The 14,838-nt window shown below is 62.0% G+C and carries 12 protein-coding genes; 6 read left to right on the top strand and 6 right to left on the bottom strand.

Annotation, left to right across the window (positions count from 1 at the left end; genetic code table 11):
- Positions 1 to 146: 146 nt before the first annotated feature.
- The gene (locus tag VHX65_15015) at positions 147 to 1,508 is read left to right on the top strand and encodes a replication-associated recombination protein A (GenBank protein HEX3999859.1); all 1,362 of its coding nucleotides are present in this window, start codon (positions 147 to 149) and stop codon (positions 1,506 to 1,508) included.
- Positions 1,509 to 1,610: 102 nt separating this feature from the next.
- On the opposite strand, the gene VHX65_15010 is transcribed toward VHX65_15015, so the two are convergent.
- Positions 1,611 to 3,065, bottom strand: a complete 1,455-nt coding sequence (locus VHX65_15010) for a hypothetical protein (GenBank protein ID HEX3999858.1) — start codon at positions 3,063 to 3,065, stop codon at positions 1,611 to 1,613.
- Between the two features lie 363 nt (positions 3,066 to 3,428).
- On the opposite strand from VHX65_15010, the gene VHX65_15005 reads away from it, so the two are divergent.
- Complete coding sequence (locus VHX65_15005) at positions 3,429 to 3,872, top strand: organic hydroperoxide resistance protein (protein ID HEX3999857.1); 444 nt, start codon at positions 3,429 to 3,431, stop codon at positions 3,870 to 3,872.
- 99 nt (positions 3,873 to 3,971) lie between these two features.
- Here VHX65_15005 and VHX65_15000 read toward each other — a convergent pair whose 3' ends face one another.
- On the bottom strand, positions 3,972 to 5,309 hold the full coding sequence (locus VHX65_15000; protein ID HEX3999856.1) for a Gfo/Idh/MocA family oxidoreductase: 1,338 nt from the start codon (positions 5,307 to 5,309) through the stop codon (positions 3,972 to 3,974).
- A gap of 431 nt (positions 5,310 to 5,740) precedes the next feature.
- Between VHX65_15000 and floA the strand changes: the two genes are divergently transcribed.
- A complete protein-coding gene (gene floA / locus VHX65_14995) occupies positions 5,741 to 6,754 on the top strand; it encodes a flotillin-like protein FloA (GenBank protein ID HEX3999855.1) in 1,014 nt (337 codons plus the stop codon).
- A gap of 79 nt (positions 6,755 to 6,833) precedes the next feature.
- Here floA and VHX65_14990 read toward each other — a convergent pair whose 3' ends face one another.
- Both VHX65_14990 and VHX65_14985 read right to left on the bottom strand, forming a co-directional pair.
- Positions 6,834 to 7,535 carry a metallophosphoesterase gene (locus tag VHX65_14990; GenBank protein ID HEX3999854.1) on the bottom strand — a complete coding sequence of 234 codons (702 nt, stop codon included), beginning with the start codon at positions 7,533 to 7,535 and terminating at the stop codon, positions 6,834 to 6,836.
- Between the two features lie 119 nt (positions 7,536 to 7,654).
- Complete coding sequence (locus VHX65_14985) at positions 7,655 to 8,659, bottom strand: oxidoreductase (GenBank protein HEX3999853.1); 1,005 nt, start codon at positions 8,657 to 8,659, stop codon at positions 7,655 to 7,657.
- A gap of 302 nt (positions 8,660 to 8,961) precedes the next feature.
- Here VHX65_14985 and trxA point away from each other — a divergent pair, with 302 nt between their 5' ends.
- Both trxA and VHX65_14975 read left to right on the top strand, forming a co-directional pair.
- The gene (trxA, locus tag VHX65_14980) at positions 8,962 to 9,291 is read left to right on the top strand and encodes a thioredoxin (GenBank protein ID HEX3999852.1); all 330 of its coding nucleotides are present in this window, start codon (positions 8,962 to 8,964) and stop codon (positions 9,289 to 9,291) included.
- 402 nt (positions 9,292 to 9,693) lie between these two features.
- Positions 9,694 to 11,382, top strand: a complete 1,689-nt coding sequence (locus VHX65_14975) for a hypothetical protein (GenBank protein HEX3999851.1) — start codon at positions 9,694 to 9,696, stop codon at positions 11,380 to 11,382.
- Positions 11,383 to 11,721: 339 nt separating this feature from the next.
- Here VHX65_14975 and VHX65_14970 read toward each other — a convergent pair whose 3' ends face one another.
- Positions 11,722 to 12,540 carry a hypothetical protein gene (locus VHX65_14970; protein HEX3999850.1) on the bottom strand — a complete coding sequence of 273 codons (819 nt, stop codon included), beginning with the start codon at positions 12,538 to 12,540 and terminating at the stop codon, positions 11,722 to 11,724.
- 211 nt (positions 12,541 to 12,751) lie between these two features.
- Between VHX65_14970 and bshB1 the strand changes: the two genes are divergently transcribed.
- Positions 12,752 to 13,441 (top strand): bacillithiol biosynthesis deacetylase BshB1, encoded by a 690-nt coding sequence (gene bshB1, locus VHX65_14965; GenBank protein HEX3999849.1) that lies wholly within the window; start codon positions 12,752 to 12,754, stop codon positions 13,439 to 13,441.
- Between the two features lie 91 nt (positions 13,442 to 13,532).
- On the opposite strand, the gene VHX65_14960 is transcribed toward bshB1, so the two are convergent.
- On the bottom strand, positions 13,533 to 14,783 hold the full coding sequence (locus VHX65_14960; GenBank protein ID HEX3999848.1) for a DegT/DnrJ/EryC1/StrS family aminotransferase: 1,251 nt from the start codon (positions 14,781 to 14,783) through the stop codon (positions 13,533 to 13,535).
- Positions 14,784 to 14,838 lie beyond the last annotated feature (55 nt).

The following is a 14,838-nucleotide window of genomic DNA, read 5'->3' as shown; positions in this document are numbered from 1 at the left end:
TCTTTGCGCGGCCCGCTGTGTTGCGCCGACGGCACACGGAATGTGCCTGCGACTTTACATGGCTTTACTCTCCGCTCGGCGCTACAATTCTGTTGCGCCTTCTCTCCGCGGCGAGAACCGTTATCACACGAATCAGAACGGCATTTATGTCACTTTTCGAAGCGGCCGAGGGGGCGAATTTTCGGGCGGCCAAACCGTTGGCCGCCCGGATGCGCCCCACCTCGCTCGATGAATTCGTGGGCCAGGAACATTTTCTCGGCGAAGGAAAATTGCTGCGCAGGCTCTTGGGCGCCGATCGGCTCGGCTCCGTCATTTTCTACGGCCCGCCGGGCACCGGGAAAACAACGCTTGCGAGCTTGCTTGCCGGCGCGACGCGGAGCCGCTTCCGGCAACTCAGCGCCGTGGCCAGCGGTGTGAAGGAGCTTCGCGAAATTCTCGACGAAGCCCGTGATCGGCTTGCCGCCGCCGGCCAGAAGACGCTGCTGTTCGTCGACGAAATCCATCGCTTCAACCGCGCGCAGCAAGATGTGCTGTTGCCGGACGTGGAAGAGGGAATCGTGATTCTCGTGGGTGCGACCACGCAAAACCCGTTCTTCGCCATCAATAGCGCGCTGGTGAGCCGCAGCCGAGTCTTCGAATTCAAGCCGCTCTCGGTCGATGAGATCAAAACGTTGCTGCGCCGGGCGCTCGTCGATCACGAGCGCGGGCTGGGGCGCGAGGCCGTCGATTTCGATCCCGAGGCGCTCGAGTTTCTCGCGGAAGTGAGCGATGGCGACGCGCGCCGCGCGCTTAGCGCGCTCGAGGTCGGCGTGTTGTCGAGCAACGAGCGGCCGCTGCGCTTCACCCGAGCGCTGGCCGAAGAATCAGTGCAGCGCAAGGCCGTCGAATACGACAACCAAGGCGACGCCCACTACGATTCCGCCAGCGCGCTGATTAAAAGCATCCGCGGCAGCGATCCGGACGCGGCCCTTTACTGGCTGGCCCGAATGCTCGAAGGGGGCGAAGAAGTGCGATTTCTCACGCGCCGGCTCGTGATCCTGGCGAGCGAAGATGTGGGAAACGCCGATCCGCATGCCCTGCCGCTGGCCGTGGCCGCGATGCAAGCCTGCGAATTCGTCGGCTTGCCCGAATGCCGGCTGACACTCGCCCAAGCGGTAACCTATCTGGCGTGCGCGCCGAAAAGCAACGCAGCGACCATCGCGATCGGCGAGGCGACGGCCGATGTCCGCGAGGGTCGGCTATTGCCGGTTCCGGTCCATTTGCGAGATCGCCATTATCCCGGCGCGAAGCGCTTGGGGCACGGCGAAGGCTATGAATATGCCCACAATGCCGAAGACGCGGTTGCCGCGCAAGATTATTTGGGCGTCGAACGCGAATACTATCGGCCGGTGGATCGCGGCTTCGAGCGCGAGCTGGCCGAGCGGCTAGCGAAGATTCGAGAGAAGCTGAGGGGTTCTCGGAGAGAGTCGCTGTCGTCGGAACCCGACAACGATTCCGCCGGCGCATAAGCCCAGGGAAGGCCGGGGGAGCGGGTAGAGATTGAGGACGGCGTGGCGGCCTTCCCTGGGCTTGGGGGAACCGCTTGGGGGAAGCGCGTGGGGGAAGCGCGGTTAGCGGGCGGCGGCCCAAACGAGGGCGGCGGGACAGGGCTGCAAGAAGCTTTCCAGCAGCGCCGGCTGCGCGGCAAGGTCGAAATGAACACGACTGCCGATCGCCTGATGCCGCTCGACCAAATCGCACTGGTGCTCCGGCTCAACCGCGCAACTGGTCAACGAGCCCGTGGGCTCGATGCGCCAATTCTCGTTCAAATAACCGCGGAGCCGCTGTCCTTTCTGGCCGAGCCACCGGCTGCCGCTCAGTGACAATTCGATCGGCCGCGGCGGACGGCGTTCGGCACTTAAATGGGCGGCCGCGGGCAACACGCCGGCCATCGCGGCCCGACGACCGTCGGGGAGCACCAGGTGTTGGCACAAAAATGCCATGCCACCCCCTTCGGCGTAAATCCGCCGGCCGGAGCAAACGTGGTCGCGAAGCGCTGCATGCAAGCAATGGTTTTCGGCCAATTCATCGATCCGCAACTGAGGCTTGCCGCAGCCGATATAAACGATGTCGCAATCGGACGGCAACGCCTCGTCGTGCAATGGCGAAAAATCCCGAACCGTCGCCCCGAGCTGTTCCAAGGCGTCGAGCGTGTCGGGAAAATAGCCGCGAAACACTTCGTCGTAGGCCACCGCAACGGTCAAGCGCGGTTCACCGGCCGCCGCCGGCCCGCGGCGAACCAATTTCCGCAGTCTTTCCGAGGCCTCGACGCGCTCTCCGGCAGGCAGTGGACCGGGCAGCGGGATAAATCCGTCGCCGTGGTCGATGCTCAGAAAATTTCGTTGTTGCGCCAAATCCAGCAAGGCCGAGGGACGCGTGTATTCCAACAGAGCATCGCCCAGAGATTCGCACAATTCGCGCGAAGGCCGTTCGCCCGGAGAAATCTGGCGAATCGCTTGCCGAAGCTCGGGCGCCGCCGGCAGCGCTCCGATCACCGGCAGCCGCCAAAGCGATTCGATCATCGTTTGCAGCCGATAAAATTCCCCTTTGCTCGCGACGCCGTCGATCAGCAATGCATCGGCCAGCGGACGGCGGGTCGATAAATGATGGTCGGCCAGGCCGCGGACGTTCCAAACGCCCAGGCGCGGCAGCGCCAGCCAATCGCAAAGTGTTCCCAGAGTTCCGCCCGGAGGATCCGCCGAGGCAACCGAAAGATCGCCTTCGACGATGGCCAAATCGCTTTGCCGGGCGACACGAAGGAACGTGTGGCGGCAGAAATCGCGCGTCATCAGCCAGCTATCGAGATGCCGCGGCGCGATGCCTGTGACCACGCTAGCGGCATCGATCTCGGCCAAACAGGCGCGCGGCAAGAAGCTTTGAATTCGCACTCCCTGTCGATCCAGCGAATCGAAGACGGCCCAAACCGCTGGCCGATAATCGGTCTCCGGAGAGACGGAGCCAATTGCGAGGCGGGGCAACCCACTCATGCCGAAGCTCGCCAAAAAGCTGCCGCCCGCGTCGGTCACGTGGGGCACCACGAAAAAAGCCCGATGCGGCTCGGCTCACTAGGCCATTCTTAGCCCCTCCGCGAGGCGAGTCAAGCAGCGCAGGGCGCTTGGCAGCCCAAAATTTCCGGCAACATCCCGCTCTCGCCGGCCGATAGGGCTCGGCCGAAAAATAACTTCTCCACAAGCCCCCTCTCCCCTTGTGGAAGAGGGCAGCGTGAGGGGTTCGAAGAGCGGAAGGTATTTTTCGACCGAGCCTAGGCCGGAGACAGCCATCGCGCCGACTTTATCCCCTCGCATGTCTCGCCGCCACGCGTAAAATGTAAGCGTGTTGAACGGACCATCCTTAACGTCGAACCGGCAATTCATCCCAAGGAGCTCATGATGACCCAACTCGAAACGAAACCTGCCGCGACGCAATCCGAGAAGGTGATGTTCACCGCAAAAGTGCACACGACCGGTGGACGAGACGGCGCGGCGCGCAGTTCCGACGGCCGCCTGGACATCAAGCTTTCCACGCCGGGCGGACCAGGCAACGGCACCAATCCGGAGCAATTATTCGCCGCCGGATGGTCGGCCTGTTTCATCAGTGCGTTGGCACATGTGGCCGCTCAAAGGAAAGTGCCTTTGCCAGCCGACCGGGCCATCGATGCCGAAATCGACCTGGTCACAACCGGCAGTGAATTCTTCCTCCGAGCTCGACTCAATGTTAGCTTGCCCGGTTTGGATCGCGCGGTCGCGCAGTCGCTGCTCGACGCCGCGGACAAGACATGTCCATATTCGAAAGCCACGCGAGGGAATATCGAAGTCGCGATCAACTTGGCCTGAGCCAATGCAAACAAACGGCATCGAGCGACCATTCAAAAAGGCCGGCCGGATTCCTCCGGCCGGCCTTCACGAATAAACCTGTTTGGCGTACATGCCGCATCAGACGACGCGTGTCTTGCCTGGCACTGCAATGGGATAGAATCCGTCAGCATCGGGGAGCGTGGGCGGCGTCGATTGGAAGGTGAATTCCTTCGGCATCACGCTGATCTCCGAATTGATCGCCTGCTCCCAGGTCAGCGGCACGCCCGAATACGTGCACATCCGGCCCATGATGGCCATCATCGTGCTGTTCGCGCCGTTCTCGGCTTCATTGTAGTCGCGATTCTCGCGGATCGCGGCCTGCAGGTCGTCGTGCTCGACTTGATAGGCATTCTTGACCTTCTTGCCGTAGTGCCATTTTTCGCCGCCGGCAATGTCGATCGAGCCGCCGCCGACGTGGGAAGTTCCCTTCGTGCCGTGCGCAAATTCGTCGACGATCGACCAGCAGCCCGGCTGATGCCGGCATTGGCTGAACACGCGCGAGCCGTCGGCATATTCGAATTCGACGTAGTGATGGTCGAAGATCTCGCCGTATTCCTTTCCGGTGCGCACCTGTCGGCCGCCCATGCCGGTTGCCTTCACCGGCAGCGCGCCCTTGACCCAATGGGCGACGTCCAAATTATGGATGTGTTGCTCGACGATGTGATCGCCGCACAGCCACACGAAGTAGTACCAGTTGCGCATCTGGTATTCCATTTCCGTTTGCTGCGGCTCGCGCTTCTTCACCCAAACACCGTCGTTGTTCCAGTAGATGCGCATGGCGGTGATGTCGCCGATGGCGCCGTCCTGGAGCCGTTTGACGGTTTCGATGTATTTGGCATCGTGGTGCCGCTGCAGCCCGACGGCGACCTTGAGGCCCTTTTTCTTCGCTTCTTGAGCAGCCGCCAAGACACGGCGAATTCCGTGGGCATCGGTCGAAACCGGCTTTTCCATGAACACATTCTTATTCGCCTTCACGGCCGCTTCGAAATGGATCGGGCGGAAGCCGGGGGGCGTGGCGATCACGAGCATGTCGATGCCCGAGTCGATCGCCTTTTGATACGCATCGAATCCAACAAAGCGGCGGTCCTTCGGCACGTCGACGCGATCCTTGTGAACGCTCGACAAATGCTTGTGGCTTCCTTCGAGACGATCTTCGAACGCGTCGGCCATGGCCACGAGCTTGATCGGACCGGCCGTGGTGCTGAGGGCTTGCGAGCAGGCTTCGGTGCCGCGGCCGCCGCAGCCAATCAGCGCGATTTTGATCGTCTCATCGCTGCCGGCATGAGCCGATCGGGCGATGTTGAGCGAGCCGGCCAGGGCGCCACCGGCGGCCAATACCGACGAAGTTTTCAAGAAATCGCGGCGCGACGCGCCGCCGGCCGATGCGGCCACGCGATCTGCGGAACTGTTTTCCATCAGAAAAATCTCCAAAGGCGTGTAGATGGGACGGAGGGGAGGGTGGGAGGGGGGCGAGCGATAATCAGCCCCGGCTTCCAATCACTCTAACCACTTGCGACCGCGGTTTCCAGCAGTTCCGCTTTCGGAACTTCCCGCGAGGCGCCTTATGCCCGCCGTCTTACGGTCGGTAGTACGGCCTTCCTTCGTGATGCTGACGGGCCGTCCGGCTCGGAATCATTGTCAGCGTAACGCAGCACGCAAAAGCGTGAACTCCAACTGTTGGAGTCCACGCCTTAGCGTGCCGGGCGGCCGAAAGAACTGGTTCGGCTTGAACACGGGATGGCGTGCTCCATCACCGCGCACCAGCACCTTCCAACTTTCGCTTGTCCTTGCGCGCGGGTATGCTATGGGTTCACATTTCGCACGAATTCACTTGGTAGAGAACCCGCATGGCCCCCTCGCTGCCGATTCTGTTGGCCCAGCAGATCAATGCCCCTCCCTGGATGCTGATCGTCGGCTTTATCGCCGTCGTGTTGGTGTTCGTCGTGTTTCTCGTGGTGATGAACTACGGCAAGCTGTGGTTCCAGGCCTATATGTCGAACGCGCGGGTGACGATCTGGAATCTGATCGGCATGAGCCTGCGCAAGGTCGACGCGCGCGTCATCGTGCAAGCCAAGATCATGGCCTTGCAGGCCGGCATCTCCACCGATCCGGGCAACCAGATCAGCAGCCGCCGGCTCGAAGCCCATTATTTGGCCGGCGGCGATTTGCCGAAAGTAATTCGGGCCATCATCGCCGCGCATCGGGCCGATATCGATTTGGATTTCGATCGTGCCGCGGCCATCGATCTGGCCGGCCGCGATGTGCTCGACGCCGTGCAAACGAGCGTCAACCCGAAAGTGATCGATTGCCCCGACCCGGCCACGAGCCGCAAGACCACGCTCAGCGCGATCGCGAAAAACGGCGTCGAACTGAAAGTGCGGGCCCGTGTCACGGTGCGCACCAATCTACAACAACTGATCGGCGGGGCGACCGAAGAAACGATTATCGCCCGGGTCGGCGAAGGAATCATCACTTCGATCGGCTCGGCCGACAGCCATTTGCAAGTGATGGAGAATCCCGACTCGATTTCCAAAGCGGTGTTGAAGCGGGGCCTCGATGCCCACACGGCATTCGAAATCGTGTCGATCGACATCGCCGACATCGAAGTCGGCGAGAATATCGGTGCCCGGCTGCAAGCCGATCAGGCCGAGGCCGACACGCGCGTGGCCCGGGCCAAGGCCGAAGAGCGGCGGGCGATCGCCATTGCCCGCGAGCAGGAGATGAAAGCTCTGACGGCAGAAAATCGCTCGAGCGTGTTCGCCGCCGAAGCGGGCGTCCCGCTGGCGATGGCCCAAGCTTTCCGCGAAGGCCATTTCTATCAACACGGCGGCACATTGCCCGGCAGCAACGGCGCGACGTAATTCCGTTTACTTGCTTTCAGCCGCCGCAACCCAGCGAAGCCCAGGGAAGGCCGCCGCTTCCGTCCGCCAACGCGCTGGTCTAGCCGGGCCTTCGCTGGGCTTCCCCGGCCCCCTCCCCAAGCCGTCCCGGCCGCCATTGGCGCCGTTGATTCGCTTGCCAGAACCGCCCAGTGGCCGGTTCGAGGCACGTGAGCCAGCCGTCGCCGTAGACCCAGGTGTCGATGCACACGGCATGGCCGATGTTGTTCGGCATCCCGCTTTTTTGCGCCGTATGGCCGCACACCATGATCTTGCCCGAGACGTGCGGCGGCGGGTTATTGAACTTTTCCCAGAACAGCATCTGCTCCGATTGCTTGTCGAGCGGCAATTGCGGATCGGCGTTGGCATGGACGAAGAAATGCGTGTCGATTTCGTAGTAATCGCGGCAGGCGTGCTCAAAAAAATCCCAGTGCTCGGCCGGAATGTCGTCCATGCGTCCGGTGGTTCCTCGTGCGGCATACGAAGCCAAAGTCGCATCGCCGCCGAATGTCAGCCACGACGTTTCCAATTCTTTCGATCCCCGAGCGCGTTCGAGAACCAATTCATGGTTCCCGCGCAGCGGAATCAGCCGTTCGCCCCGCCAGCGGTCGATCAGCCAATCGACGACGGAGCGCGAATCGGGCCCGCGGTCGATATAGTCGCCCACCGTCACCAACAGATCGTCATCGCTAAACGGCACCGCGGCAGCCAATGTCTCCAATGCCGCAAAGCATCCGTGAATATCGCCAACAGCAAGCAGCATGAACGGTCCTAGCTGAGCCTAGACAGGAGAAGCACGCAAGAAGTCTGCGCCGCAACTAGCGCGAAAGAGTTTATTCGAGCTCGACCATGCATTCTGCAAAAACGTCTTATAGAACCACCTTATGGCTGCACGACTATCCGGCCGGTGATTTGTCCGGCGAGAATCGCCTGCATTCGCTCTTGCAAGCCGTCGAGCGGCACCGTCGTGGCCAGCGATTCCAAGTCGGGCAGTTTCCACGGTCCGGCCAGTTTTTGCCAGAGCGCTTCCCGCCGCGGTAGAGGATAAAAGCCCGACTCGATCCCGGCGAGCGTGATGCCGCGCAGGATGAACGGATAGACGGTCATCGGCACGTCGACGCCGGCGGTCAGCCCGCAGGCGGTGACGCAGCCGAATGGGCGTGTCGAGCGCAGGACCGTGTTCAAGATATTGCCGCCGACGGTGTCCACGACGGCGGCCCAGCGGGCCTTGAGCAGCGGATTGTCGGTCCGATCGTCGGCTTCATCGCGCGAAAGAAATCCGGCGGCTCCCAGGCGGCGCAGAAATTCGTGAGCCGACGCCTTGCCCGTAACGGCGTACACTTCGAATCCGGCTTTCGCCAGCAGCGCGACCGCGATCGAACCGACGCCGCCGCTAGCTCCAGTCACGAGCACCGGCCCGGCCGAGGGCGTGATCTTGTGGTGCGCAATCACCTCCAGCGACATGCCGGCCGTGAAGCCGGCCGTGCCGTAAATCATACTCTCCTTGAGCGAAAGCCCGGCGGGCAGCGGCACGACCCATTCGGCCGGCACCCGCGCATATTCGGCATATCCGCCCCAGCGGCTTGCGCCGAAGGCAAAACCGGTGACGATCACAGGCTGGCCGGGCTCGAATTTTTCAGAGCGGCTTTCGACCACCGTGCCGGCGGCATCGATTCCCGGCACATGCGGAAAATTTCTGCTCACGCCGGGGTGTCCGCTGGCCGAAAGGGCGTCTTTGTAGTTCAACGATGAAAACACGACCCGGATCAACACATCGCCATCCGGGAGGTCGCCGAGCCCGCGACTCTCAATTGCCGAACCGAATAATCCATCCGACTGCTGCCGGACGATAAAACAACGGAATGGTTCGGCTGTGGAGGCGTTCATGGGAAACAGGCGCCTGCTGGGAAAGTGGTATGGTTGCCATAGGTCAGCCTTTCTAGGCTGACGGAGACCGAGGATCGTCAGGCTGGAAAGCCTGACCTACTTGACAACGTACCACGGCCCGTGCTGGCATCGCGTTGACAGCGGATAGGTGGCCTTTATAATTTCCACGACGCTTGGATTTTAGCTTGGATCGCAAACTGTGTCAGGAAGCGCGTTCGGCATTTTGGCGCCGAAAAACCCTCCATCACGGTTAGAAGCGAAACGAACATCGGGGCCAGTAACAAGATTGGGAGAACGACGTCATGGCGAACAACGTATCTGAACTGACCGATGCCAATTTTCAAGGCGAGGTTCTTCAATCGGAGCAGCCGGTATTGGTCGATTTTTGGGCTCCGTGGTGCGGCCCGTGCCGGATGATCGCCCCCATGGTCGAAGAGCTTGCCGGCGAAAATCGCGGTTCGTTCAAGGTCGGAAAAATCAATATCGACGACAATCCTCAAGCCGCCCAGAACTACGGCGTCAGCAGTATTCCGACGCTGATGATCTTCAAAGGGGGCGAGGTGGTCGATCGCTTCGTGGGAGTGCAACCGAAAAACCGGCTCCAACAAGCCATCGATTCGGCAAAGAGCTGAACCCGAGCGCCCGGATTCAGCCAAGGGGGGTGAATCGGAGCCGGCGGCCAATCGCATCCGACTTGCCACAGCGCGGCGGCTTGCCCTCTCGCCGCCACCTCTCCAGTCCACCAGGGACGCTCATCTGTCGCGCTCCTCTTGGTACTCGGTTCTCAATTCGAATCAACTGCCGTCGCCAGTTTGCCGATTATGGAAGCTGGCTAAACTTTGACGGGGGGTTGATGCGTTTGAGGACCGACGATGATGTCCGATTCCCGCGGCGATCTGCCAGCATCGGGTGGGGCTGACGAACAGACGGAAACACGACAAGCCGCTAGCAGTGATCGAAAAGCTCCTCGTACGAAGCGGGCCAGAAGGCAATCCGCCCCACGCGATTCGCTCGAAACCGGAAACAAAGTCCGGGTGCGCATCGACGCCGCTCACGCGCTCGGCGACGCCCCGCCGCCAGCCGCTTCGACCACCGATGACACGGCCGCTGCGCCGAGCGCGGAACCGAGCGGCGAACCACCACTCGATTCGCCGCAGGCGCCGCCCGCTGCCGATAGTCCGGCACTCGATTCAGTCTCGGAACTAGCCGGTTCCCAAGCGGGAGCCGATGTCGAATCGCAAGCGGCCTCTCCCGCGCAGCTTGAGTCGATCTCCATCGACAAGCTTCAGCAAATGCAATTGCAGTTCGAGCAGTTGGCGGGCCATCTGCGGGCGCAGCAATACGAACTCGATCGCCGCGAAGCCCAATTCAACTCGCAATTGGCCCAGCAGGAAAACGAACTCCGCACGAGCCGGTTGTGGTTCCGCGAGCGCCAGCAAGAGTTGGCCGACCGCGAAGCTGAATTCGAACAACGCCGACAGCGGGAAGAGGCAGCGCAGCTCGAGCGCTTGACGGAGCGCGAGGCGGAAATTGCGCGGCGCGAGGAGGAACTCGAATCGCAGCGGGCGGCCATCGTGAAAAGTCTTTCCCATCGCGAAGCCGAACTTGCCCGGCGCGAAGCCGATTTCGATTTGCAAGCGGTCGCCTGGTCCAAGGATCGCGCCGAATGGATCGATGCTCAAGCCCGATTCGAGGCCGAGTGCAACGAAGCAAAACAGAAATGGCAAGAGCAGGCCGATGCGCTCGTCCTAAAACATCGCGAACTGGAACTGGAGCGACAAGCATTGGTCGTTCAATCGTCGGCCGAACAAGGCGCGGAGCGACGCGCCACCGTAGAACAGGCTCCGGAACGAGAGTTTGCCGAGGTTCAGCGGGTTCATCGCGAGCTGCAATCAACGCTCGATTCGCTGCGCCAGCTTTTGTCCGGCGAGCCGCCATCCAGCGAGGCAAGCAACAACGGATCGTACGAACCTTCCGATCTCGAACACCTTGCAAGCGAATTCCGCACGGCGATCGCACGCTTACAAGCACGGCAAAAAAATTTGGAAGAGGCCGAGGCGCTATTGTCCGACGGCCAATCTGCCTTGGATCGCGGCCGGCAACAGCTTACCGCCGACCGGCAAACGTGGCAGGAGCAATGCGATATCGAACGCCGCAGGCTCGGCGACGACCGCCGCCGTTGCGAAGCCGATCTGGACAAGAAACTGCGGGCGATTGCCGATCGCAGCGGCCATCTCGAACGGCGAAGCGCGGCCGTCGATCAACTTCGGGCCGAAGTGTTGCGAGCACAGCGGGAAACGCTCGAATTGCGTTTGGCGACCGACGAGATTTGGGCCCAGTTGGCCGGAAGCGTACCGCCACCGGTGCTCACGCAGTCGCTCGCCAGGATTCGCGGCAAATTGGCCGAGCAATATCAACTCGAGCGCGCCGAGTTGGCAGACCAACAAAAGCAGCTCGAAGCATTGGCCGTCCGTCTGGAAGCACAGCACGACAAGCTGCAAAATCAGAAGCAAGCTTTGGAGCGATGGGTGACCGATCGGCGCAACGAGATCGAAGGCCAGGCAAGTCGGCTCGTGACGCAGGAATTGGAAATCGCCCGGCGACAGGCGGAGCTCGAAGAAATCAACGAGCGACAAGAAAGCGAACGGCGGCTCTATGAGGGAGAAATTCGCCGCTTGCTAGGCGAATTGCGCAGCGCTCGCCCAACCATGGCCGCCGCTTGATCGGCAGGGTGCGAGACAAGGGACTCGCAAGCGAATTGCCTGACGCTTCCAAGAGCGACCGGCGGCCGCGACTAAAGTAGCAGGCACACTCCGTGTGCCGTCGGCCACTTGTGCCGTATAGCGGCGGCGAATCGGCTTGCAAACTCGTTCCGGCATGGATCGCGTCTCCTTACGCCGACGGCATTCGGAGAATGCCTGCTACGTAGCAGGCACACTCCGTGTGCCGTCTGCCACTTGTGCCGTATAGCCGCGGCGAATCGGCGTGCAAACTGCTTCCGGCATGGATCGCGTCTCGTTGCGCCGACGGCATTCGGAGAATGCCTGCTACAATACCCGGCGCTACGGGTTCGTATTCGCCGATGGCGTTGCCGCGGACGCGGCCGAGCCGCTCGTCTTCCGAGCGTCGGCCGCTTTGATGGCTTGATCGACGATCGCCATGGCTTGATGAATCTCGTCGCCGCTGAAATAGGGACGCGAGTATTGCGGGAAGTGCGGGAACGTTTTCAGGCTGGCCAAATCGTCCCAGCTCATGTGATTGGCCACGTGCCATGCGGCGGCCTGCGCCGCCCGTTGATCCAACCGGCTGTCGCCAAGCTGGCGGCAAACTTCCTGTAGTTCCGGATCCGAGGTATATTTTTCGGCCGGAACTATCGTATAAGGGACATGCGCGCTCGGCTCGGCTTTGCCATATTCCAAGCAAACGACCGGAAGCTGCAGCTTCACGACTCGTTCGGGCGGGATGCTAAACATCCCCCCGCCGGCGCCGCCGCCCATCCCGCCCATGCCGCCTCCCACGGTTTGATTCTTGTTGTTATTGTTCGTCGTCGTATTTCGATTGTTGCCGCCGGCGTTGTTGCCGCCCAAACCCGCGGCTTGAGCCACCACGGGCATTGCCACGAATGCGTCGGGCAGTTTCACCGTCAGCGGCTGATCCGTGTTGTTCTTCAGGATCACTTGGGCGCGACGCGAATCGTGCGGAATGATGGTTGCCGTCAGATCGCCGCTCTGAATCGCGGCGAAGAAATCGGTCCCGCTGCCGTTCGTAGCGTTTGAACCGCTCGATGCCGAATCGTCGGCAAGCAGACGCGCAGCGGGCAAAAGCATCGCGGTGGCCGCAAGAAAAATCCACAATCGAGGGGTCGGATGCTGCACCATCATGTCAAGGCTCTCCTTTGGGCTTCTTTACGCTCGGCGACTAAGTTGCAAACGAACGACGCAGGGGGGAACCGAGCCACGATCGTCAGGCATCGCAGCCATTGCGACCCGTTGGCCCTTCCGGCATTATTATGCCAACAATCTTGCGCCGTGCGCAATACCGTCCACCCAAAAGAGTGGTTTAGCTTGGTCTGGCATTCCGACGGAGGCTCCCATGCTCGACGTGCTTGTCGTGGCTCCGCACCCCGACGATGCGGAACTCGGCGCCGCTGGGGCGATCATGCAATTCAAGGCCGAGGGCCTTCGGGTCGGGATCCTCGACCTGACGGACGGCGAGCCCACGCCGCATGGATCGCCGGAAATCCGTGCCCGGGAAACCGCCGCCGCGAGCGCGGTGATGGGCCTCGATTGGCGCGAAAATCTTGGTTTGCCGAACCGGAAGCTCGAGGCGACGCTCGAAGCGCGGCATCGGCTGGCGGAGGTGTTTCGCCGAGAGCGACCGCGATGGCTCTTCGCCCCGTATTGGGTCGACGCGCATCCCGACCACGTGGCCGCCACCGAGCTGGTCGAGGCGGCCCGATTCTGGTCGAAGCTCACCAAAAGCGATTTGCGCGGTGAGCCGCACCATCCGGAGCGAATTTTTTACTACTATTGCGTTCACTTGCGGCTCCTGGCCACCCCGGCGGTCGTGCTGGATATTTCGCCACACTGGGACCGCAAGCTGCAAGCCATCGCATGCTACCAGAGCCAATTCGTCGCCGGCCGGCCGCAAACGTCGCCGACATTCTTGGACCGTATGCGCGATCAAGCGGCCTATTGGGGTTGGTCGATCGGCCGCAGCTACGGCGAGCCGTTCGCCGGCCGCGAGCCGCTAGGCGTGCGCGGGATGCGCGAATTCGTTTGAGCCGCCTCGCGAAACCGCAAGCATCCCCCGGCCTCAAGCAGCGGCGTGGCGGTCGCGTGCGGTTTCGCACGCCGGCGACGGCGCTTCGCCGTTACTGCCCGCTCGAGCTGAGTTGCGGAGCGGCGACCGCCGGCGCCGGCGCGCGATCTTCCGTCGGCGCGCTAACGCCGCGCACGACCGCCGCCATGCGCTCCATTTCCGACGCCGGCAATGCCAAGCAATACGGGAGATAGACGATTCGAGGCAGAATCCTCTCGGCCATGACGGCTCGCTGCTGTGGTCGATCGGCCCGCGGCTGCACGACGCACATACTATGGGCCGACGAACCGTCGAATCCCGCTTGCCGTAGCGCCGCGATCAGCCGCGCCGATTCGTCGGTCAGAACAGGAAATACCCAGAATGAATGCTCGGCCGACGCCCAGCCCGGGCTTACCAATGCGGATTGCAATTGATCGAGCAGAAACTGTCCGTTCGCCCCGCGACGCGTGATCTGCTCCGTTGTGAATCGACGGATTCGCCGCCGCATCAACGCCAAAAGCGCTGCGGCCGGCTGACGGCGGATACGCTCGAAAAAGCCCGGACCGGCAAAACCGCGTACGGCGCCGTTGACAAGCTGATCGGGATCGCGGCCGAGCGCCTGCCAACTATGAAACACCGCCGCGTAGGCCAATCGACCCGTAAGAAACTTGATGCCCGCGTATTTCAACACGCGCCGTGCATAGGTCCAGCGGCTGTGCAACGGCTGCTCGGCGATGATCCGCCGCATCGCATCGCGCACGTTGTGGTCCGGCACGCGCAACAATCCGCCGCCGAGCGCCGTGGCTGTCTTGATCGGGCCGAAACTAAACATCGACACATCCGCTTCGGTATCGCCGGTGAAACTTGTGCCCACGAACGCCTGCGCACAATCTTCGACCAACAGCAACCGGTGCTGCCGAGCGAAGGCGGCAATGCCCTCCAATGACTGACGCGTGCCAAACAGATGCGCCACTAAAATCGCCCGGGTCTTCGGCGAAAGTCCCTGCTCGAGGCTCGCCGGATCGATCGCCAAATTATCGGGGTCGATATCCACGGGCACCGGCACGAGACCGTGATCCTCGATGATCCTCAGCATGTCGGGGATCGTGATTGCCGAGACGAGCACTTCGCTCCCGGCCGGGAAATCCATTGCCGAAAGCCAGAGATCGAACCCGCTGCGGACCGACAAGCAGGCCACGGCGTCGCCATGGGCGGACCATAGCCGTTCGAGCTCGGCAGCTTGCGCAGCGCGGCGGTCTGGCAGCAGGCAATGCGCGAGCGCAGCGCCCAGATCCGACCAGCCGATATCAACACGTTTGCGCACCCACATCGCCGCCTCCCGCGGTCACCAGATCATTTGCATCGTCGCCCGTCGTAGG

The organism is Pirellulales bacterium, assembly GCA_036267355.1.
Lineage (GTDB): Bacteria > Planctomycetota > Planctomycetia > Pirellulales > DATAWG01 > DATAWG01.
The sequence above is the reverse complement of the archived record's forward strand: the minus strand, read 5'-3'. Positions and strand labels throughout refer to the sequence as shown.

What these genes read in the sequence shown, in the direction of transcription:
- VHX65_15000 (HEX3999856.1), bottom strand. Translation starts at nt 5,309, where the DNA reads ATGGAAAACAGTTCCGCAGATCGCGTGGCCGCATCGGCCGGCGGCGCG.
- VHX65_14970 (HEX3999850.1), bottom strand. Translation starts at nt 12,540, where the DNA reads ATGATGGTGCAGCATCCGACCCCTCGATTGTGGATTTTTCTTGCGGCC.
- VHX65_15005 (HEX3999857.1), top strand. Translation starts at nt 3,429, where the DNA reads ATGACCCAACTCGAAACGAAACCTGCCGCGACGCAATCCGAGAAGGTG.
- trxA (HEX3999852.1), top strand. Translation starts at nt 8,962, where the DNA reads ATGGCGAACAACGTATCTGAACTGACCGATGCCAATTTTCAAGGCGAG.
- VHX65_15015 (HEX3999859.1), top strand. Translation starts at nt 147, where the DNA reads ATGTCACTTTTCGAAGCGGCCGAGGGGGCGAATTTTCGGGCGGCCAAA.
- VHX65_14990 (HEX3999854.1), bottom strand. Translation starts at nt 7,535, where the DNA reads ATGCTGCTTGCTGTTGGCGATATTCACGGATGCTTTGCGGCATTGGAG.
- VHX65_14985 (HEX3999853.1), bottom strand. Translation starts at nt 8,659, where the DNA reads ATGAACGCCTCCACAGCCGAACCATTCCGTTGTTTTATCGTCCGGCAG.
- bshB1 (HEX3999849.1), top strand. Translation starts at nt 12,752, where the DNA reads ATGCTCGACGTGCTTGTCGTGGCTCCGCACCCCGACGATGCGGAACTC.
- floA (HEX3999855.1), top strand. Translation starts at nt 5,741, where the DNA reads ATGGCCCCCTCGCTGCCGATTCTGTTGGCCCAGCAGATCAATGCCCCT.